This window comes from Paenibacillus sp. USDA918EY (assembly GCF_009870825.1).
In the GTDB taxonomy this organism is placed as follows: domain Bacteria; phylum Bacillota; class Bacilli; order Paenibacillales; family Paenibacillaceae; genus Paenibacillus_AQ; species Paenibacillus_AQ albilobatus.
Map to the genome: position 1 here is coordinate 38374 of NZ_WTWY01000011.1, position 19862 is coordinate 58235.

The window sequence follows — 19862 nt, forward strand, 5'->3', positions numbered from 1 at the left end:
TTTATGCCGATGAGGCAATTGAAGGTGCAGGTAAATATCCGTCTCAGACATGGAACCATTCGTGACGGAATAGCATGAAACAGGACTTCAGGCGTATCGGTGCCCGAGGTCCTATTTTCGTTTAGAAGGAAAATGATGGATTTTGTCGAATAAGGAGAGTATCGAAAAAAGGAAGGAAGAGTGCAGGATGAATATGAAAAAAAGCGGGCGGCGGTCCTTGCGGGACAAAGGAGCGCCGAAGAGAATCGCACAGCAGGGAACTCATGCAGCAATCGGAACGTTCCGCAAATGGGCGGTCGTTCCATTCGTTGCGGCGGGGCTGCTGCTGGGAACGTGGGCGGCGGAGACCCCGGCATTTGCCGCGCAGGTCCAAGCGGACGGGACGGATCAGGATCAACGCGAGGCCTTGGCATACCTGAACGACGTCCGGGCCAAAGCGGGACTGCAGCCGTTGCAGCTCAGCGGCATGATATCCAAGGCGGCCCGGCTTCATGCGGCGTATTACAACGAGAATCATGACAAAAAGCAGGAAAGCGCCCATAACGAAACCAAAGGGATGCCCGGCTTTACCGGCGCAACCGTTACGGACCGGTTGAAAGCGGCGGGATGGACTTACGGTTCGAAGGGATATTCGACAGGCGAGGTCATGCATTACCGGCAGGCCAGCAGCAAACAGGCGGTCGACGGCTGGCTGGATACCGCCTATCATCGCAAAATCATTCTCAGCCCCAAATACAGGGAGGCCGGTTTCGGTTTGGCGGACGGAACGGCCGTGGCCGATTTTGCCGGTTTTTCGGAGCCTGCTCCGATCCAAGGGGGAATCTCGGTTTATCCCTATGACGGCATGAAAAACGTCGGGGTCGGTTTTTACGGACTTGAATCCCCGAACCCGCTGAACCAATTTAACGTCCAACATTCCGGCTACATCATTTCGGCCACGACGGAAGGGGATATGGATTGGCATGATGCGAAGATCACCGACGAAAGCGGCGGGGACGTGCCATATTACGAAGAGCTTTACGGCGGGGACACGTTGTTCCTGTTTCCCAAGCAAGTTTTGAAAGGCTATCATACATACAAGGTGTCCCTCTCCTACCAGATGAAAGGGTCGTCCGGAAAGCTGCAAAAGACATGGTCGTTTACCACCGGCAAAGGGCATCAGTTGGTCTCCGTCCAATCCCAATATCCGGAGCTTGTTCTGAATGAAGGCGGGGAACTGCAGATTTCGGCGCAGGGGCAATACGACGACGGAGTGACGGAGCCGGTCCAATCCGGAATCGGCTACGCGAGCAGCGATCCGAAAGGGCTCGCCGTTTCGCCGGACGGCCTGTTAAAAGGCATCAAGCCGGGAAATTACACGGTGACGCTGTCTTTAGGGAGCATTCAAAACCGCATCAAAGTCCAAGTGCTGCCCAAGCTGAAGCAGAAGGAATATCCGGGAACCAACCCCGCCACCATGAAGGATATTGCCGGACACCGCAGCCAATCCGCGATCGAATGGGCCCTTCGGTCGGGAGTCATGAGCGGTGCGGACGGCAATTCGTTTCGTCCGGACGCAGCGGTGACCGAGGCCGGGTTCTGGTCGGCGCTGCTTCATATGTACCGAATCGACGATGCGGCGTATGCGCCGGCGAAAAAAGCGCATGGGACGGACGGCGCTTACCAAATCGCGAAGGAACGGAATATTCCGCTGGCCGGAATCGCGAACGTCGCCGCAAGGGAACAGTCCATGACCCGGCAAAAAGCGGCCGAAATCATCGCCGCGATCGACGGGGTGAACTACGCCAACACCTATGCCGTGTGGTACGTCATGGGGATGGGTTACGCGCAGGGCGTCACCGACAGCTCGCTCGAAGGCTTCCAAAGCGAAACGCTGCTTACGCGCGGAGAAACGGCGAAGCTGCTTCAGTACCTGCAGCCCAAGCTGAAGGAGCTTCGCGGGCGTCCTGCGTCGCCCACGCCTGTAAGCGAACTTCCGCCGCTCCCGGCGCGGGAAGTATACGAAAAGCCCGCCCGGCTGGAGAATTTGATGTTTGTCGCGGATTTTCATGCCGATCGCACGCTTTCGCTTGAAGGAAAATTTGCAAGCCATGCGGGAGAGACGCTGAAAATCATGGTGCAGACCGGGGGAACCAAGCCGAAGCAGATTGAGGACCTTCAAGTGACGCTGAACAAGGAAGGCGTTTTTCGCTTGGATTCCGCGGGTCCGTATAACGAGGATGCCTTAAACTTGTATCTGGTCACGCCGGAAGCTTATTATTGGATCGACGTCGCTGCCGGCAGATTTAACGTCAGCCAATACCAACCGTAACAGTTTGCCTGAAGCCGCTCCTGAACAGGAACGGCTTTTTTTGCATGTTTTTCGAAAATTAAAACGGGCTTTACATTTTCAATGTCCTAGTGTACTATCTAACTATAACACTAATACAAAGGAGATGTGAACGTGACGCAATCTCAAAACATACATGAAGAAACCGCCGTGCTTTCGTTAAGAGGCGTGTCCAAAAAAATCGGAGGCAAAAATATCGTCGACCAGCTTTCATTCGACGTGCGAGAAGGGGAGATCGTCGGGCTGCTCGGGCCGAACGGCGCCGGAAAAACGACGACCATCCGGATGATTGCCGGACTGATCCAAATGACCGAGGGCGACGTGTTCGTCCGCGGCAGCAGCATCCGGCACGAATGGAAGAAGGCGATCCGCCATATCGGGGCGATTATCGAAAACCCGGAATTTTATCCTTACATGACGGGTTACGACAATCTGAAGCAATATCAGCGGATGAACGAATGGATCAGCAACGAACGGATCGACGAGGTGGTCCGGCTGGTGGGACTCGAACAGGCGATGAAAAAGAAAGTCAAGGCGTATTCGCTCGGCATGCGCCAGCGCCTCGGCATCGCGCAAGCGCTGCTGCACGAGCCGTCGGTCCTTATCCTGGATGAGCCGACCAACGGCCTCGACCCGGCAGGCATCCGCGAAATGCGCGATTACCTGAAAACGATCGCCCGCGAGGAAGGCATCTCGATCCTGGTCTCCAGCCATTTGCTGCTGGAAATGGAGCAGCTGTGCAGCCGCGTCGTCGTCATTCAGGACGGCAAGCTCGTGACGGTTCGCGCCATCGGCGAAAGCGGAGCATTCGCGGCGGAAGAGAAAAACTTCGTGCGCGTCATGTTCCGGGTCGGGCTTTTCGAGGAAGCGAAGCAAGTGCTGGGAAGCCAGGAGCATGCCGAAATATTGCAGGTAGCGGAGGAGCAGAACGAACTGCTGGTAGCGCTCCGCTACAAGGATATTCCGGATATCGTCACGGCCCTTGGCGCCGCCCGGGTGCCGATCTACCAAATCACGGAGCTGAAGCAGTCGCTGGAAGACGAATTTTTGAAATGGACGGGAGGAAACCGCATTGCTTAGTTTTAACCGGCTTGTCTTAAACGAATGGCTTAAAATGTCCAAAAAACGCAGCTTTTTTATCCCTTACGCGATCATTGCCGTCGCTCTCGTGGCGCTGGCCTGGGCCTTCAATCGCTGGGGAGGGGACATGATCGGCTCCGCATTCGAATATACGGCCATCATGTCGTCGACGAACGGCTTCGGCCAATTTACCGCCATGCTGGCCGTCATCTTTACCGCCGGGCTGGTTGCAAGCGAGCACAGCCTGGGAACGATCAAGTTCCTGATGATCCGCGGGCAAAGCCGCGGGAAAGTGCTCGCTTCGAAATATGCCGCCGCGTTACTCTTTACGTTGTCGCTTTTCGTCTGGCTGATGGCAGTGGGAATTGCTGCCGGCGCCGCGTTTTTCGGAACGGCTGCCTCCGCCGGTTCATGGCAGGATCTGGCGGTCGCCGGCGGAAGCGCGTTCGTCTATAGCGTGGTTTACGTGACGCTGGGCTTTATGATGGGCGTGCTGACCCGTTCCACGGGCGCGGCGATGGGCGTCAGCATGGCCGCGGTCGTGCTCGGCAGCCTGACGATCCCGAAAAGTTTTTACAAGTACGTGCTGTTCCCGAACGCCGATCTGTCGGTGTACAGCAACGGAGGGCATCCGCCGATCGAAGGGATGACGCTTCCTTTTTCCATCGCGGTACTGGCGGTATATATGGTCTTGTTTCTTGGCGCCAGCTTTGTTACGTTTAAGAGACGTGATATAGCCTGATGCGGCAAAGGAGCTAAGCTGACGGCGAAAGGAGTCTGTCCACTTGAGCATCGAATTCGACAACAATTTGCCGATCTATCTTCAGATCATGAACCACATCAAAAGACAGATCGTATCCGGCCTGCTTCAGCCCGGCGATAAAATCCCGTCGGTAAGGGAGCTGGCGGCGGATATGCAAATCAACCCCAACACGATTCAGCGGACGTTCCAGGAACTCGAACGCGAGGAGGTCGTTGAGACGAAACGGGGTCTGGGAAGATATGTGACAAGCGAGGAATCCAAAATTATGGCGATCAAAAAGGAAATGGCCGGAGAACTGCTTCACCAATTTATCCATGGCATGCAGGAGCTGGGGTTCAAAAATCAGGACATCGTGACGATCGTTAAAGAGGCCGTGGCGGCCGCCGAAGACGGTACGGACCGGAAGGAGGGGCATCCGGATGGGCGCACTTCTGAAGGTTGACGGCGTATCGAAAAAATACGGCGGAAAGCAGGTGCTGGACGGCGTCAGCTTCCACATCGGACAGGGCAGGTTGATCGGCCTGCTCGGCTCGAACGGCAGCGGCAAAAGCACATTGATGCAAATCATCGCAGGGCTCACCCCGGCCTCGTCCGGCGACATTTCTGTAATGGGCATACCGACCGGCAGAGAGACGAAAAACCTCATTTCCTACATGCCGGATCGCCCGATGACGGAAAGCTGGATGAAGGTGAGGGATGCCATCGCCTTTTACAACGATTTTTATGCGGATTTCGATATGGAAAAAGCCCGCGAGATGCTCGACTTCATGAAACTGGACGAAAAAAGCGGCGTCAGCATCCTCTCCAAGGGGATGAATGAACGGCTGCAGCTGACGCTGGCCCTCTCCCGGAACGTCAGTCTGTATTTGCTCGATGAGCCGATCGGCGGCGTCGATCCGGTGGCCCGCGGCAAAATTTTGGACGCGATCGTCCGCTTCTACCGCGAAGACAGCAGCCTGATCATTTCCACCCATCTGGTGCGCGACATGGAACGGATTTTTGACGAGGTGATGTTTTTGCAAAACGGCCATATTGTACTGCACGAGGAAGTGGAGCATATCCGCATGAAGCATGGAAAAAGCGTTGACGACATGTTCAAAGAGGTGTTCGGCGAATGATCAAGCTGCTGAAATACGACCTGCGGCGAAACGCGAATTTGCTGCTGGCCGTTTGCGCCGTGCTGATTTTATGCGAACTGGCGATGATCCTGTCGCCCGCGATGCCGGAGGTCAAAATAGCCGTCATCATCGTCGCCAACCTCGCCGCCGCCGTCATTTTCATGATCAACAACCTGAGGGTGTTCGACTACAACATCAAATCGGTAAGCCGCAGGCTTCTGCCGGTAAACACCCTCTCTTACGTTTGGGCGTCCCTCATCTACGGCATCCTGAATACGTTGTCTCTAATCGTGATCGGCGGCGGGGCGGGGCTATATTTTTTCCGCCGTTACGATATGCTCATTTTGGGGAATGCTCTCCAGCTGCCTGCATACGTGTGGCTTGGTTTGGCGCTGGAGGCCGTTTTTACGACCGTTTACGGATTTTTATTGTTTTACGTGGTGATTGCGCTGGCCCGCAGCATCACGAAAAAAGGCGCGTTTTGGGTCGGCTTGCTGTTATTTCTGGTCCTGTCGGCCGCCGTTGACTGGTTGGAGAATCTGATGTTCCGCGAGGATTCCACCCAGGCATTTAAGGTTGCGACCTTTCATTACGAAAGCTCTACCGGCATTATTGCGCGTGATCCGTTGACGGCCGCTGAAGGCTGGAGATGGTTCGGATCGTTCGGCTTCGAGCTGCTGCTTAGCATCGCGTTTCTGTTCGTCATCAAGTGGTGCGTGGAAAAACGCATCGAAGCAAGATAAAATAAACCGGAGCCTGCGTGGTTTTTTCGCGCGGGCTTTTTTTGCGTGAAAGGGTACCGGCTTAAGCTTGTTGGGGATGATTGCGCCGCTTGCCAACCGCGTTTCCGAGCGGGTACAATAAGATTGACATTTAGGCGGAATTCGCTTTCATCCAAGCCGGATGATGATATTCCGGACGAGCCGTTTTTTGAAAACGTTCGCGCAAAACGGGAAGGGGAGAAAACATGCCGGGCATGCAGGAAATGGGGAAAACGCTGCTGAACATCCGCAGCCATATGAACGGGTTGACCAAAACCGAGCAGAAGGTTGCGCAGTATATTTTGGAGAACGCCCAGGATTTGATCTACGATTCGGTGACGGAGCTGGCGGAGAAGGCGGATGTCGGCGAGACGACGGTGCTGCGTTTTTGCCGGAAGATGAAATTCCAAGGGTTCCAGGACTTCAAGCTGTCGCTCGCCCAGGATTTGGTCAAACCGACCGATCATATTCACGAAGAAATCGCCGAAGACGACGACCCGTTGACGCTCAGCCAGAAAATCATCAGCACGCATCTGCGCACGCTGGAGCAGACGAGGGAGCTCGTCGCCGAAGAGCAGCTGACCCTCGCCATCGACGCGCTGGCGCAAGCGGGGAACATTCACTTTTTCGGCGTGGGATCGTCGGGGCTGACGGCGGCGCAGGGAGCGCACAGCTTTGCGAGAATCGGGAAAAACAGTCTTGCAAGCAGCGATACCCATTTTCAGGCGATGCAGGCATCGCTCATGAACAAAGGCGACGTCGCCGTAGGTTTGTCCATTTCGGGCAGCACCAAGGACACGATCGATAACCTGAACATCGCCAAAAAAGCGGGGGCCCGCGTCATCGCCATCACCAGCAACGCCCGTTCGCCGATCACCAAAATCGCGGATATCGTGCTGATCGTCGTCGGCAGGGAAAATCCGCTGCAGGGAAGCTCGCTTGCGGCCAAAATATCGCAGCTTGCCGTCATCGACATTTTGAATGTCGCCGTATCGTTAAAAATGAAAGACGAAGCGATCAAATACCGGGAAATCACCGCCAAGGCGACCTCGGACAAGCTGTATTAATCGAATGTTCACGGCGAGGTTTTAACGCTCATCCGGAATGAGCCGGGCGGCGGGAAGGCAGGCATAAAAAACACGGCTGTTCCACCGTAGCTCGAGTCTACTTGCGGAACAGCCGTTTTTGATTGATTTCGAATTTCGGCCACGCATATCATAACGCGGTTCAGTCTACCCGGACTAAGGCGTATACTCGGATACCGCTTCCAGCAGCCGACGGTAAGCCTGGTCAAAAGCGGAAGGGTCCGTGTTTACTTCCGTAAAGCTGTTCATGCAGACCGATAGGATGTCTTCGGCGAGTTCCGGGCGATGGTCCCGAAGATCGCGCAGCAGCTCATAATCCTCCACGCCGGCGCGCATCGCTTCCAGCCTCATGCTGAGAAGCGGGCCGTCGGGACCGGGATATACGATATGGGTGTCTCCGGCCGGTACCCGCCGATCGTGAACGTCCGGAGCAAGCAGCGGATTCGTCAGCTCGAACGGGTCTTGATTTTTAAAATAATAATTGAATCCCCAGTGCAAATATCCATCCAGCCCGTACTTGAAATTGCCCCAATGCAGGTAACGCGTCTTCAGAAGAGGGAAGTCGAGGAAACGGTTCAAATAATCGCCTCCCGGATTCCAGCACGTGTAGAACCATAACGTGTCCCCGCATTTCCGGTAACCTTCGTAGTCTTCCTGATGAAGTTCATATTCCTTGTTCGTCGGCACCCATATATCGACGGCTCCCGCAACGCCCGTATTGATCACGGCATCGATAAGCGGCACGCCAGGAAGCCATTTGCGCACGATGCCCGACAATATGCGGTAATCCGCCGCCGAAGGCTCGATCGGCTCATCCGCGACGTGCTGAACCAATAACGAAAGCCAGCCTTTGCTTTCAAGCCACTCCCGCCATGCCTTCAAATATTGGGACAAAAAAACGTAGCCTTCCCTTGACGTCGCCTGAACGCTGGGATCCGCATTCAAGACGAAGGTCGGATCTTCCCAGTTCAGGCGATTCGCCACATGGCCGCCTTCAATATGGGTGAATCCAAGCTTGAGAAACAGGGTGATCAGACGTTCCGCTTTCGAAAAGTCAAAGGTATAACGTCCTTCCCCATGCGGCTTGACGTCGACAAACGAGCCGTTCACGAGAAAGTGGGTTTGCCGGCAGCGCCTCATCGCCAGCCCATACTGCTCAAGCATCGACCAGAAGGCTTCGGACCATGGCTCCAGTCCGTACCGCTCGGCGATGTTGCGCGTAGAAAACCAGTTGGTCACATGAAGCCGCCCTTGTTCAGGAATAATCGCCTTGAACACCTCGATTTGAACGGGGATGATACAGGTCTGATTGTCGGCTGCAAGGATGATGTCACCGCCGAAAATACCCGGGGCGGCTTGTGCCGGAATATGCCAGCATAAATAGTAGGCTTCGGTGGAGCTGCCGGCGGAACATTGCCGCCCGACCGGAAGCAGCGCGTCATATACGCGGAACGGGGCTTGGCGCGTGACGTACGGAGGGGCCGGCGTTCCAGCGGGTACGGTCGATACATCGACATCGGTATTTTCGTTCACTTGGACATCGATGAGCCGATAGATCCGCAATTCAGGTTCGCAGGGGGGACGTTCTTCGGGCCAACTCCGCCCGCGAAACGTCCAGGTCAGCTCTGCCTGGGGCGGAAGATCGTTGAAAAGGACTTGACACCCTGCATACGAGCCGCGGACGCCCGCGATCCGAATCCGGAGCTCGCGTTCCGGCGGATCGGCAATGGTTTGATCGGGATATACCCATTCGTTTGCGCTAAAAACTTGGAATTTCAAGCACTATCACCTCTTGCTTAAGGTCGTTCGAGCCGCCCGGACCGAACGTCATTCCTTTTGATTTTTCGCTTCCGTAATCTTGACTGCGGACTCTTCCTTCAGTTGGCGCAGGAACGATGCGATGTCCATATCCGATCGGGAAAACTTTAGCATGGATCCTCCAATGTCGACGTACTGGTCCCAGGAACTGATTTTTGCCGGAGGCAGAGCCGGCGGGACCTCGTAAAACGCCGCCACATTTTTCCCTTTGAACACCTCCACGTCTTCGCCGAAGTGGCTGATCACGTCTTTGTTATTGAACAGCGGCGGCGCATCCCCGATTTTGGCAAGCTCGGTTTGATGCTCAGGGGACAGGTAGGCCATCAGCACTTTGAAGGCCGCATCCTTATGCTCGCTGTATTTGTTAATGACAAGGAGGTTGCTTCCGGCCGGCGGAGCGGACTCTTCCCCGTCTCCCCATACGGGCAGCGGAGCCGCTTCCATGTTGGCTGCCACTTCGGGATCCCCGACGCCCCAACGTAAATATTCGATCCAGGATACGATCATCCCTACGTTTTTTTTCGGAAATTCATAATCCTTGCGGGCTTCCGGGTCTTCGTTCACGATGCCGGGAATGCTGTAAATTTTTTTCATCAGCTCCAGGTATCGCGTCACGGCCGGTTCTTTGTCGATGAGGACTTCGCCCGTATCCGGGTCCGTCAAGTTGACGGCAAGCTGGGACAACGGTACGGTGACTTCGCCTGAGGCGAGTCCGGGCCCCATTTCCAGCCCGCGGTATTGAACTCCGTCGCGTTCCGCGGTCATCTGCTTCGCAAGCTCGGCGACCTCATCCCAGGTTAAACGTTCCGCAGGATATTCGATGCCGAATTTATCGAACACGTCTTTGTTATACCAAATTCCGTACGGGCTGTATTGGATGGGAAACCCGAGAATCCTTCCTTTTCCCGTTCGATCCATCGAGCGGATGGAGGCCAGGAGCGAAGGATCCAGCGTATCCAGGTCAAACTGATGTTTTTGAATCAGGTCATCCAGCGGCTCGATCATATCAAGCTCGTATAAGGCGTCCAGTCCCCAGTTCGCAAAAATGATGTCCGGTACGATTTTTTGGGCGTTCAGCTCCTGAAGCGGGTCCATCTGGGCCTGGGAATCGACAAGCTCGATCGTGACGTTCGGAAGCAGCTTCTCAATGCCGCGGTACCGCAGCTCGAAGTTATCGGCCCCCCATGGATACAAAATTTTGACGGTAACCGGTTCGCCGTTCGTTTTTTCATCCGGATCCGTTTGGCTTGGCGCCGATGCGGCATCGTCTTTCGGAGCGGTTTCTTGGGGAGCGGAGGCGCTTCCCGGAGAACTTGGAGAAGAGCAGCCGGAGACGATGATCGTCAAGAGCAGGAAAACGGCGAGCAGCATGCGTTGACAGCGTTTTCTTTGATTCATAAAGGCAACCCCTTTCTGAATTCAATTCGTACGGCCTTGGGTTCGGCGACAACTTCATTATAGGGAGGGGGATGTTAATTTAGTGTTAAATCGAGCGGCGTAACATCGGTGGGCATTATAATGACAAATGGAACAAGCGGCTTTGGAAACGCGGCGTACCGGGAGATGACTGTACAGGTTGCGGACCGTCTGTTATGGGGTATATGATGACCGTAAGCCGCTATAAAAAGCTTCCGTCCAAATCCAACTTCGATAAGTTCCGCAAATAAGAGAACCCAAAAGCGAGGTGAACGCGATGCCGGAAATACCGGATCATCTGGATTACGGTTTGTCGATATTGTTTATAGGCTTTAATCCGAGCCTGCAGTCCGGAGAAACCGGGCATCATTACGCCAATCCGCGCAACAACTTTTACCGGATCCTGTACCGGGCGGGGCTGACCCCCCGGCTGTATGAAGCTTCCGAAGACCAGGACCTGCTGAGGCTCGGGTACGGATTCACCAATATCGTCGCGCGTCCGACGCGGGGAATTGACGATATCGACCGAGGCGAATATGCGGAGGGGAGAAAAATCCTTCATGCGAAGCTGCTGGAGTACCGCCCAAAGGTGGCCTGTTTTGTCGGCAAAGGCGTCTATACCCAGTTCAGCCAAAAAAGCAAAGCGGACTGGGGATTTCAGCCGGACCCGGTCATCCCGGAAATCCATGAATTTGTCGCCCCGTCGTCAAGCGGCCTGGTGCGGATGCCGATGGAGGAGATCGTGGCGATTTATCGCCGGCTGGCGGAGCATATCGCGGAGCATGGGAGTTAAAGCATATAAGGTACAAGCACTCAAGCTCTCATTAACGGTAGATGCAGAACCAGATGCTGAAAAACACGGTCCATATATGCAAAAAAACTGCCCCTTACCTTAAGGGACAGTTTTTTTGCTTTCATTGGATGATCAGTAACCCCAGATCATCGCAAAGAGCGTACCGAAAATCGTAACGACGCCGACGAAAACCGCATAAGCGATGTTGAGGTAAAGCGTCTTCTTCGAGTCTGTTTCACCAATGTGCATGAACAGGACCAGCTGCAGCGACGCCTGAATGAGAGCGCTGATGATCAGAATGACCATGGCAGCCGCGAACGTCAGATCCCAGTAAATCACGCCGAGTGCCACAAGCGAAAGGACCAGCGAGAAGATGTATCCCATCACGTGACGTATCGGGAACAATCGTGCCATATTACATCAATCCTTTCATGTAGACAAAGCTGAAAATGAAGATCCAGACGACGTCAAGGAAGTGCCAGTACAGCGAGAAGATGAACGATTTGTTCGCCGTCTCCGGCGTAAAGCCTTGACGGCCCACTTGAATCAGGATGCCTGCGCCCCATAGAATACCCATGGTCACGTGCAGACCGTGCGTGCCAAGCAGGACGAACAAGCTGGACAGGAAAGCGCTCGTTTGCAATGTCGCGCCTTCATGCACGTAATTGACGAATTCCGTAATCTCGATGCCGAGGAAGCCGAGGCCCATCAGCAGCGTGACGATGAAGAAAATCATCATCGGTTTTTTCAGTCCAAGGCGCATGGCATGAATGCCAAGGCCGCAGGTAAAACTGCTTGTGAGCAGCAGGAACGTTTCCCAGATGACCCCGCCGACCTCGAAAAGCTCTTTGCCGGTCGGGCCGCTGCCCGTACGGTTCCAAAGCGTGAAGTACACGGCGAACAACGTAGAGAACAAGGCAATCTCTGCTCCAAGGAAGAGCCAGAATCCGAAGATTTTGTTGCTGTTCTCCTCGGTTCTGTACTCCAGCGGCAGTGTGTCATTTATTTTCATACGGTATCACCCCGCAGTTTCTGTTCGGTAGCGGCGATTTCCTTCGGTGAAATATGATAGCCGTGGTCGCGTTCGAAGGAACGAACGGCCAGCATGACTACCACGCCGATGCCCGCGATGATCGCAGGGATGAACCAGCTGAACACGAGGAAAAAGCCAAGGAAAAACATAATTACGCCGAGAATAAACGGTTGCCCGCTGTTGTTTGGCATATGAATCTCTTCGTAAGGTCCTTCTTCGTAAAGCGGAACGTTATGCTTTTTGGCATGCCAGAAAGCATCTTCGCCTTTCACGACAGGCACTTTTGCAAAGTTGTAAACCGGAACCGGACTTGGCGTGCTCCATTCCAGCGTACGTGCATCCCATGGATCTCCGCCTTCGTTGCGCGGGCTGTGGCGGAAGCTGTAGAAGAAGTTGTAGCACAGCACCACAAAGCCGACCGCAAGAATAAGGGCGCCGATGGTCGCGATCATGTTCAGCGGACCGAAGCCGGTGCTTGCCGAATAGGTGTACATCCGGCGCGTCATGCCGTTAAGTCCAAGGAAGAACAGCGGCATGAAGGCAACGTTGAAGCCGACGATGATCAGCCAGAAGGCCGTTTTAGCCAGCCGTTCGTTCAGGCGGAAGCCGAACATTTTAGGGAACCAGTAGTGCATGCCGGCCAGCACCCCGAATACCGTACCCGGAATGAGCACGTAGTGGAAGTGGGCAACCAGGAACATCGTATTGTGGTACTGATAGTCGGCGCTTGCCATCGCAAGCATGACGCCGGTTACGCCGCCGATCGTAAAGATCGGGATAAAGCCCATCGCGTACATCATCGGAGACGTAAACGAAATTTTGCCTTTGCGAAGCGTAAACAGCCAGTTGAATATTTTCACCCCGGTCGGAACCGCGATCGCCATCGTCGTGATGGAGAAGAAGCCGTTGACCATAGCGCCTTGACCCATCGTATAGAAGTGGTGGGCCCAGACGAGGAAGGACAGAACCGAGATGGCAACCATACTGATAACCATCGATTTGTAGCCGTACAAATTCTTTTTGGAGAATGTCGAAATAACATCGCTGAATATGCCGAAAGCAGGCAAAATAACGATATATACTTCAGGGTGTCCCCACACCCAGAACAGGTTGGCCCAGAGCATATCCATACCGCCGTTGGCCATCGTAAAGAATTGGCTGCCGAAGATGCGGTCGAACATCATCAGGGCAAGCGCTACGGTGAGCACCGGGAAAGCAAACAAAATAATGACGTTCGTAATGAGCACCGACCAGGTGAACATCGGCATACGCATCAGTTTCATGCCCGGGGCGCGCATTTTCAGGATCGTCACGATGAAGTTGACGCCGGTCATCAGCGTACCGATACCGGATATTTGCAGCGCCAGCGAGTAGTAGTTGTTGCCTACCGTCGGGCTGAATTCGTTGCTTGCAAGCGGGAAGTATGCGGACCAGCCGGCATCCGGCGATCCCCCGATCACAAACGAAATGTTGAACAGCATCGCTCCCATAAAGAACATCCAGAAGCTGACGGCGTTGAGTCTAGGGAAAGCGACGTCACGGGCGCCGATTTGCAGCGGAACGACGACGTTCATCATCCCGATGACAAACGGCATCGCCATGAACAGAATCATGATAACCCCGTGGGTCGTAAATATTTCATTGTAGTGCTGCGCATCCAAAAATTTGGAGTCCGGCGTCGCGAGCTGGGCCCGCATCAACAAAGCGTCGACGCCGCCGCGGAACAGCATGATCAGCGCGGACAAAATATACATGATGCCGATTTTTTTGTGGTCCACCGTGGTGAGCCACTCACGCCACAGATATCCCCATTTTTTGAAATAGGTCAATCCGATCAAGATGGCGAGCGATACGAGCACGATACTGACATCGGCCGCGTAAATCATCGGCTCGCCGGTAACAAAAAATTCGTCCCATTTCATGCAGTTTTTTCTCCTTTCTCCATGATGTTAATGTCCTTGTTCCATGGAAGAATGATCGTTCATGTCTTTCATGTCACCCATGTCCTGCATATGATCTGTGGAATCCGTGCCGGATTCCTTGCCGTCTTTCGAATTGTCCCCGCCATGCCCGTGTTCGGACATGTTCATGTCGGACATATCCATAGGCGCCGGCGAGAAGCTCAAATGCGTGGAGCTGTAAGATTTGCGTCCGACGAAGTCGGTATGCAATACGGTGTTGAATTCCTGCTCGGTCAACTTCGGAGCCGTTTGTTGCACATCTTTGACCCATTTCGTGTAATCGGCAGGAGATTGGGCAAGCACCTCGAATTCCATTTGGGCGAAACCTTTACCGGAGAAGTTCGAGTTTTTACCCATGTACGAACCTTCATGTTCGGCGACGAGATTCAGCTTGGTGATCATGTCGCTCATCGCGTATTTCTGTCCGCCGAGCTGCGGAACCCAGAAACTTGAAATCGGACCGTATGAGTAGAGACGGAACTCGACCGGACGGTTCGTAGGAATGTTGACGTAGTTCACCGTTTCGATGCCTTCTTCCGGATAGCTGAAATGCCATTTCCAGTTGGAGGAGGCGGCGTAGATGACAAGCGGCTTTTGATCCTCATAGCCGGCAGGCACCTTTTCTACGGCATAAGTCGTACGCACGGTAACGACAGACAAAATGGCTACGATAATGATCGGGATGGCGGTCCAGATGAATTCGAGCCATTTGCTTCCTTCCATATGAGGCGGTTCATAATCATCCGGCGTTTTGCTGGCCCGGTATTTGGTCAGCATGAAGATGTACAGGACGTACACGACGATTAACACGAGCGCCATCATTAGAATGGAAAAGATAATTGTATTGGATTGTGTTTTCGCTACCGGCCCTTTCGGATCCAGGACCATCAGTTTCGTATCGCATCCGCTGAGCAGCATGACGACGGAAATAAAAATAAGTGAAAACAACCATCTTTTTTTCTTCACGGGAAACTCCTTTCTAGCATGCCTTCATCGCTGAGTGTTTGGATCATTCGCGAATCCTTATAGCCATAGCATATTAACTTGTGAAAAAGAAAACAAATACATTAGAATGCAAAAATGTAAATAAAATACAATTATTCTGTGACAAACTTCACATTCTTCATAAAAAAACGCCAAAAAAACCGATTAAGCTTTGAAAAAGGCTGAATTCGGTGATTTTCATTTTTGTTCAAAATTGAACGGGCGGGGAACAGTTGTGCCAGTTTCGTCACAATTGAAAGGGTTTTAGCCCTGAATACCCTCTTTTTAAACGCGGGCGGCAGCCGCCGAAACCGGCTAGTACCGCGGTGGAATGTGCTAGAATAGACACAAATTCGATTTCCGTAACAAACATCACAACAGATCGAGAGGGATGGAACATGGGAGAGAAACGGAGTTGCGGCAAAGGCATATTTTTTGACGTGGACGATACGCTTTACGACCATTTGCAGCCGCTGCGCGAAGCGCTGCGCGACGTGCTGGGCACTGGGGGAGAATTTCCGTACGAGGAGGTTTATCACCGGTTCAGATATTACAGCGACATGCTTTCGGCCAGCCACGGCGCGGTGAATGCGCAGGGGGCGGAGCGGGATTTGCAAGACATGAGGGTAAAACGGGCCCAGCTTGCGCTGGCGGAATTCGGGGTTCATGTGACGGACCCGGAGGCAGCCCGGATTCAGCAGCAGTATCTGGAGCGCCAATTCCGAATCACCCCGTTTCCCGGGGTTATGGATCTGATATCCGATCTGCAGGCGGCGGGACACGTGGTCGGATTGATCACGAACGGGCCGGAGCGCCACCAGATGGCCAAAATCAAGGCGCTGGCGATGGACGCGGCCATTCCTTCCGAACGCATCTTCATTTCAGGCGCGGTCGGGTACGACAAGCCGGATCCCCGTTTGTTTGCCTTCGTCAATGAACGAACGGGGACAAAAGCCTCGCAAAGCTATTATGTCGGCGATTCCTGGCGCAATGACGTGGTGGGCGCGCTTGAGGCGGGATGGACCGCGGTCTGGTTCAACCACCGGCGGGTCGAACCCGAATCGGAACATCAGCCGCATTATACGGCAGGAAGCTACCGGGAGCTGGCCGAGTTACTGTTGGCATAAAGGAAGAAGCGGAATGGATATACGTAAAAAGCAGGCGCGTACCTTCAAAGGCAGCAGCGCCTGCTTTTTTGCACAATAACGAAGCCGCCGGAGTTCTTCAATCCGGCGGCATATTTTGCCTGCGTTACGGCTCTACCGCCGTATCTTCCGGCGCCGCTTGCGCCGGGGCGTTTTTGCGTTTGTACATCAGCCTGGACACGACGATCCCGATCGCTCCGAGCCCGATGAACAGAATCGCCCTCACCGCGACGGACACGTCCGGCAGATCGGCAATGATCACTTTGATGAGCGTCAGGAACAGCAGGCCGATGCCGGCAAAACGGACCATCTGCCGCTGGAGCGCCAGCCCGCCGACGATGACGGCGATGGCGTATACCGCCCAAACGGCGGACAAGATCAAATGCCGGAGGTCTTTGGCCAGCCCGTCTGTCAGCACATTGGTCAGTTCGGTCAAAAAAATGATGGCGAGCAGCGCGTCGATCCACATGCATAGATCCGGCAAACGGCTGGAAAAAATACGCTCAGGCATGCGGCGCAGCACGTACGCGAGGATCGCAAAAGCGGCCAGCAAAATAAGCCAGGATAGGCTTTCCGCCGAAAAGACGCGGTCGATGACAAGGAAGAGCGTTCCCGCCGCGCCGTACGCAAACACGATGGCCGCCGTAATTTGCTGCATGACGGTGTTCAGCCTGAAACCAAGAATGATGCCCGCGGTTCCGATGACGACGGCCGCGGACGGCGAGTAGCTCTCGTTCAGCAGATCAAGCGCCCACAGGAACCAGGCTGCCGTTGCGATGGAGACCAATACCGGGGAACGCTGTTCCTTCATGTATTTGCCCCATGCGGACAAAGTGTAGATCAGCGCCCATACGAGCAGCATCAGCGGGCGCCAGTGAACGGCGCCTTCGGATATCGGATACAGGGCGTAGATCCATAGCGCCATGATGCCGAATCCCGGGAAAAGCGACAGCGTTTCGTCAAGCTTGCGGCGCCCGGGTCCAAACAGGGCGTATGCGAGCAGCGCCGCGTGCTGAACGAAAACGGCCCCGATGAACACATGGCGGCTTTCGCCGAAATCGCCGGCGGCATAGCCGATGAGCAGCGGCAGATGAAGCACCCCGACCGCCACGAAATAAGCGGCCCGGAAATCGAATTTCAGGGAAACGGCGATCATCGCCAGCGAAAACGCGGCCTCGTACCCCCCGAATACCCATGCATTCGGCTGGGCGGAATGCACGAGGAAGGGGATCAAATACCCGGCCACCGTCGCGATGATGATCAGCGCTTGGGAACGGCGCCGCAGCGCGGTAAATACGCATAACGCGATCGAAAGAACGTACAGCGCAAAGGCGATGCCCGAAGGGATCAAGTCATACAGCTGGTGCGCCGCAAACACGGACAGGATCAGGATGCCGATGGACCCTCCCAAAAGCACCTGGCCGAGCGCCTCCCGTTTGCTGCGGATCTGCCGTTCGCCAAGCCAATACATGGCGGCGGAAACGGCGACGCCAAGCAGGCAGCGGACGGGTTCGGTCAAATATCCGGCTTTGACCGCCGCCGTAAATCCCCACAGCACGCCAAGCAGCAGCACCACGATGAACACGCGGGGCAGCCATACCCTGGCGATCAGATGCTCCCAGTCCTTCGGCGGCTTGGGCTCCCGGGGGATATTGGCATGCTGGGGCGGATAGGCATACGGGTTCATGCCCTGCGGGTAAGGCCGTTCCGCCGTCTGATATTGAGGCTGAACGGGCGGCATCTGGCCCTGATAACCTTGCCCCGGCGCCCCTGGAGGCGGGTATCCGGGCATTCCTTGGCCGTAGGATGGCGGATACCCCTGCCTTCCGTGCGGCGGGGGCGTCTGGCCGCCGTACATGCCTTGTCCCGGCGGTGCCTGAAATCCGGGCACACTCTGCGGGGGAGCCGGCCGGTGCGGCATCGGTCCGGCAGCGGGAGCCCCCGCCTGAGCCGGATGTCCGCCCGGTTGAGGGGCCTGCCCCGGCTGCTCCGGCGCCGGTTGTCCCTCCCTGCGCCTGGCTTGGCGCAGTTCATTCAGCTCAAGTTCCATCTGTCTCATTTTGGACTCCAGCTGATTCATTCTCTTTTCCAAATCCAACGGTTAACCACCCCTGATAAACCAAATTTAAACTTTCTGCGATAGGTTTATCATACCACAAAATTCCATTCAGAAGGCTTTTGCGAGCGTAATTAATCCCGTGATGGTGATGACGTTAAAGAGGGTGGAAAGCAGCACGGTTTGCGCGGCGAAATCGGGTTCGTTTTTGTATTCCTCGGCCAGGATGGACGTATTGACTCCGGTCGGCATGCCGGAAGCGATCAGCAGCGCCTGCGCGGGAATCCCTTTGAGTCCCAGCGCGAAGACAAGCGCGCACCCGATCGCCGGGCCGATGATCAGCTTCAGGAACATGCTGACGTAAACGTCCAGCCGGTAAAGCTTAAGCGGATATTTGACGATTTGCGCCCCGAGCGTCAAAAGGGCGATGGCAACCATCGACTGCTGGGCGTACGTCAGCGGCTGGGACACGAACAAAGGCAGCGGGGCTTTCAATATATGAAGCAGCAGCCCCAAAACGAGCGCATACGGAACCGGCATCTTTAAAAAACCGATGATCATGCTCCGGTAATTTCCTTTCAGTTTCGCCCCTTGAATCGCGATGACGCCGTACGTGAAAGTGAGGAGGCTTTGCAGGGACATGATCAGCGCCTGCATTGACGAGGCAAGCGGGTCCCCCTTGAATACGAGCGCGTTGATCGGCATCCCGTAATTGCCGGAATTGTCGAGCATAATGCTGTTATTAAAAGCGGCCTTCATGCTGCTTTCGAACTTGAACAGGCGTCCCGTGACGGTCCCGATTACCCATAAAACGAGCACGTACAGTCCGTAAAACAAACAGACGGTGCCGAGCAGCTCCCCGGACATGTCGGAATGGTACATGCTCATGAAAACGGCCGCCGGCGTAATGAAATAAAAGTTGATTTTGGATAAGGTGTATAAATCGAGCTGGAAAAGCCGCTGCATGAGCGACCCGAAGGCGATCAGAACGAACACCGGCAGCACGACTTCAAGCAATATCGTCGCAATCATTAGTTCAGCTTCCTTTGTCTTTTTCTTGATGATATAAAATGGCGGGCCCATTCATTATAGCATCACTCGGAAGCGGCGGGGCTAAGAAAAACGTCTACCGACGCACTTTCACAGAAGACAGACCGCGTTTCGCGGAGGTTATTTTTAACGTTATGGAGTTTATAAAATAGAGTATATAAATTTCGGCCTCCCCGCAAAGTACATGAACCCGCTTCGAGGCAAGGCCCCGCTTTGCAGGGTTATTTTACGATCATAGAATTGTTCGGCTTGGCTGAAAACTTATGCGTTCCAATGATGGTCAAAAAATCGAGGTTGCACAGGGAGGTTTTTTTATGGAAAGTTCTTCATTTTTTAGGAAATAAGGTCGATATATATAGCATACACGCAAAATCGGACTGCATTGGGCATTCAGACGCATGAAACATCAAGGGCTTTGGCACCAATCCAAGCCAAGAGACAGAGGGTCCAGGGAGAAGCAGTTCGAGCAG

The 19862-nt window shown here is 54.5% G+C and carries 17 protein-coding genes; 9 read left to right on the top strand and 8 right to left on the bottom strand.

What is annotated here, in order from left to right:
• Positions 1-187 precede the first annotated feature (187 nt).
• The 7 genes from GQY55_RS20375 (at position 188) to GQY55_RS20405 (ending at position 7118) form a co-directional block, all read left to right on the top strand.
• A complete protein-coding gene (locus tag GQY55_RS20375; RefSeq protein ID WP_236575755.1) occupies positions 188-2311 on the top strand; it encodes a CAP domain-containing protein in 2124 nt (707 codons plus the stop codon).
• 132 nt (positions 2312-2443) lie between these two features.
• Positions 2444-3409, top strand: a complete 966-nt coding sequence (locus GQY55_RS20380) for an ABC transporter ATP-binding protein (RefSeq protein WP_236575756.1) — start codon at positions 2444-2446, stop codon at positions 3407-3409.
• Positions 3402-4151 carry an ABC transporter permease gene (locus GQY55_RS20385; RefSeq protein ID WP_160043726.1) on the top strand — a complete coding sequence of 250 codons (750 nt, stop codon included), beginning with the start codon at positions 3402-3404 and terminating at the stop codon, positions 4149-4151. Before GQY55_RS20380 ends, GQY55_RS20385 begins: the two co-directional genes overlap by 8 nt.
• Before the next feature lie 43 nt (positions 4152-4194).
• Complete coding sequence (locus GQY55_RS20390) at positions 4195-4614, top strand: GntR family transcriptional regulator (protein ID WP_160043727.1); 420 nt, start codon at positions 4195-4197, stop codon at positions 4612-4614.
• Positions 4592-5290, top strand: a complete 699-nt coding sequence (locus tag GQY55_RS20395) for an ABC transporter ATP-binding protein (RefSeq protein ID WP_160043728.1) — start codon at positions 4592-4594, stop codon at positions 5288-5290. Before GQY55_RS20390 ends, GQY55_RS20395 begins: the two co-directional genes overlap by 23 nt.
• Positions 5287-6033: a hypothetical protein gene (locus tag GQY55_RS20400; RefSeq protein ID WP_160043729.1), complete on the top strand. Its 747-nt coding sequence runs from the start codon at positions 5287-5289 to the stop codon at positions 6031-6033. Before GQY55_RS20395 ends, GQY55_RS20400 begins: the two co-directional genes overlap by 4 nt.
• A 224-nt stretch (positions 6034-6257) precedes the next feature.
• The gene (locus GQY55_RS20405) at positions 6258-7118 is read left to right on the top strand and encodes a MurR/RpiR family transcriptional regulator (RefSeq protein ID WP_160043730.1); all 861 of its coding nucleotides are present in this window, start codon (positions 6258-6260) and stop codon (positions 7116-7118) included.
• Positions 7119-7292: 174 nt separating this feature from the next.
• Here the strand turns inward: GQY55_RS20405 and GQY55_RS20410 are convergent, their stop codons facing one another.
• Both GQY55_RS20410 and GQY55_RS20415 read right to left on the bottom strand, forming a co-directional pair.
• Entirely contained in the window at positions 7293-8915 is a 1623-nt protein-coding gene (locus GQY55_RS20410) for a DUF4091 domain-containing protein (protein WP_160043731.1), read from the bottom strand.
• Positions 8916-8963: 48 nt separating this feature from the next.
• Positions 8964-10352 carry an ABC transporter substrate-binding protein gene (locus GQY55_RS20415; protein WP_160043732.1) on the bottom strand — a complete coding sequence of 463 codons (1389 nt, stop codon included), beginning with the start codon at positions 10350-10352 and terminating at the stop codon, positions 8964-8966.
• A 295-nt stretch (positions 10353-10647) separates the two neighbouring features.
• Between GQY55_RS20415 and GQY55_RS20420 the strand changes: the two genes are divergently transcribed.
• Positions 10648-11163, top strand: a complete 516-nt coding sequence (locus GQY55_RS20420) for a mismatch-specific DNA-glycosylase (protein WP_373309269.1) — start codon at positions 10648-10650, stop codon at positions 11161-11163.
• 132 nt (positions 11164-11295) lie between these two features.
• On the opposite strand, the gene qoxD is transcribed toward GQY55_RS20420, so the two are convergent.
• From qoxD to qoxA, 4 genes are read right to left on the bottom strand one after another with little or no spacing between them, the layout of a single operon-like run.
• On the bottom strand, positions 11296-11577 hold the full coding sequence (gene qoxD / locus GQY55_RS20425) for a cytochrome aa3 quinol oxidase subunit IV (RefSeq protein WP_160043733.1): 282 nt from the start codon (positions 11575-11577) through the stop codon (positions 11296-11298).
• Position 11578: 1 nt separating this feature from the next.
• A complete protein-coding gene (gene qoxC, locus GQY55_RS20430) occupies positions 11579-12175 on the bottom strand; it encodes a cytochrome aa3 quinol oxidase subunit III (RefSeq protein WP_160043734.1) in 597 nt (198 codons plus the stop codon).
• Positions 12172-14118, bottom strand: coding sequence for a cytochrome aa3 quinol oxidase subunit I (gene qoxB / locus GQY55_RS20435; RefSeq protein WP_160043735.1), 1947 nt, complete (start codon positions 14116-14118; stop codon positions 12172-12174). Before qoxB ends, qoxC begins: the two co-directional genes overlap by 4 nt.
• Before the next feature lie 27 nt (positions 14119-14145).
• Entirely contained in the window at positions 14146-15075 is a 930-nt protein-coding gene (qoxA, locus tag GQY55_RS20440) for a cytochrome aa3 quinol oxidase subunit II (RefSeq protein WP_236575768.1), read from the bottom strand.
• Between the two features lie 464 nt (positions 15076-15539).
• On the opposite strand from qoxA, the gene GQY55_RS20445 reads away from it, so the two are divergent.
• Complete coding sequence (locus tag GQY55_RS20445) at positions 15540-16268, top strand: HAD family hydrolase (RefSeq protein ID WP_160043737.1); 729 nt, start codon at positions 15540-15542, stop codon at positions 16266-16268.
• A gap of 124 nt (positions 16269-16392) precedes the next feature.
• Here the strand turns inward: GQY55_RS20445 and GQY55_RS20450 are convergent, their stop codons facing one another.
• Both GQY55_RS20450 and GQY55_RS20455 read right to left on the bottom strand, forming a co-directional pair.
• Positions 16393-18384, bottom strand: coding sequence for a DUF2339 domain-containing protein (locus GQY55_RS20450; protein WP_160043738.1), 1992 nt, complete (start codon positions 18382-18384; stop codon positions 16393-16395).
• A 69-nt stretch (positions 18385-18453) separates the two neighbouring features.
• On the bottom strand, positions 18454-19374 hold the full coding sequence (locus GQY55_RS20455; RefSeq protein WP_160043739.1) for an AEC family transporter: 921 nt from the start codon (positions 19372-19374) through the stop codon (positions 18454-18456).
• Positions 19375-19862: the final 488 nt, after the last annotated feature.

Coding starts and splice junctions, on each gene's coding strand:
- GQY55_RS20375 (WP_236575755.1), top strand. CDS start 188: ATGAATATGAAAAAAAGCGGGCGGCGGTCCTTGCGGGACAAAGGAGCG.
- GQY55_RS20395 (WP_160043728.1), top strand. CDS start 4,592: ATGGGCGCACTTCTGAAGGTTGACGGCGTATCGAAAAAATACGGCGGA.
- GQY55_RS20400 (WP_160043729.1), top strand. CDS start 5,287: ATGATCAAGCTGCTGAAATACGACCTGCGGCGAAACGCGAATTTGCTG.
- GQY55_RS20405 (WP_160043730.1), top strand. CDS start 6,258: ATGCCGGGCATGCAGGAAATGGGGAAAACGCTGCTGAACATCCGCAGC.
- GQY55_RS20415 (WP_160043732.1), bottom strand. CDS start 10,352: ATGAATCAAAGAAAACGCTGTCAACGCATGCTGCTCGCCGTTTTCCTG.
- GQY55_RS20420 (WP_373309269.1), top strand. CDS start 10,648: ATGCCGGAAATACCGGATCATCTGGATTACGGTTTGTCGATATTGTTT.
- qoxD (WP_160043733.1), bottom strand. CDS start 11,577: ATGGCACGATTGTTCCCGATACGTCACGTGATGGGATACATCTTCTCG.
- qoxC (WP_160043734.1), bottom strand. CDS start 12,175: ATGAAAATAAATGACACACTGCCGCTGGAGTACAGAACCGAGGAGAAC.
- qoxB (WP_160043735.1), bottom strand. CDS start 14,118: ATGAAATGGGACGAATTTTTTGTTACCGGCGAGCCGATGATTTACGCG.
- qoxA (WP_236575768.1), bottom strand. CDS start 15,075: ATGCTGCTCAGCGGATGCGATACGAAACTGATGGTCCTGGATCCGAAA.
- GQY55_RS20445 (WP_160043737.1), top strand. CDS start 15,540: ATGGGAGAGAAACGGAGTTGCGGCAAAGGCATATTTTTTGACGTGGAC.
- GQY55_RS20455 (WP_160043739.1), bottom strand. CDS start 19,374: ATGATTGCGACGATATTGCTTGAAGTCGTGCTGCCGGTGTTCGTTCTG.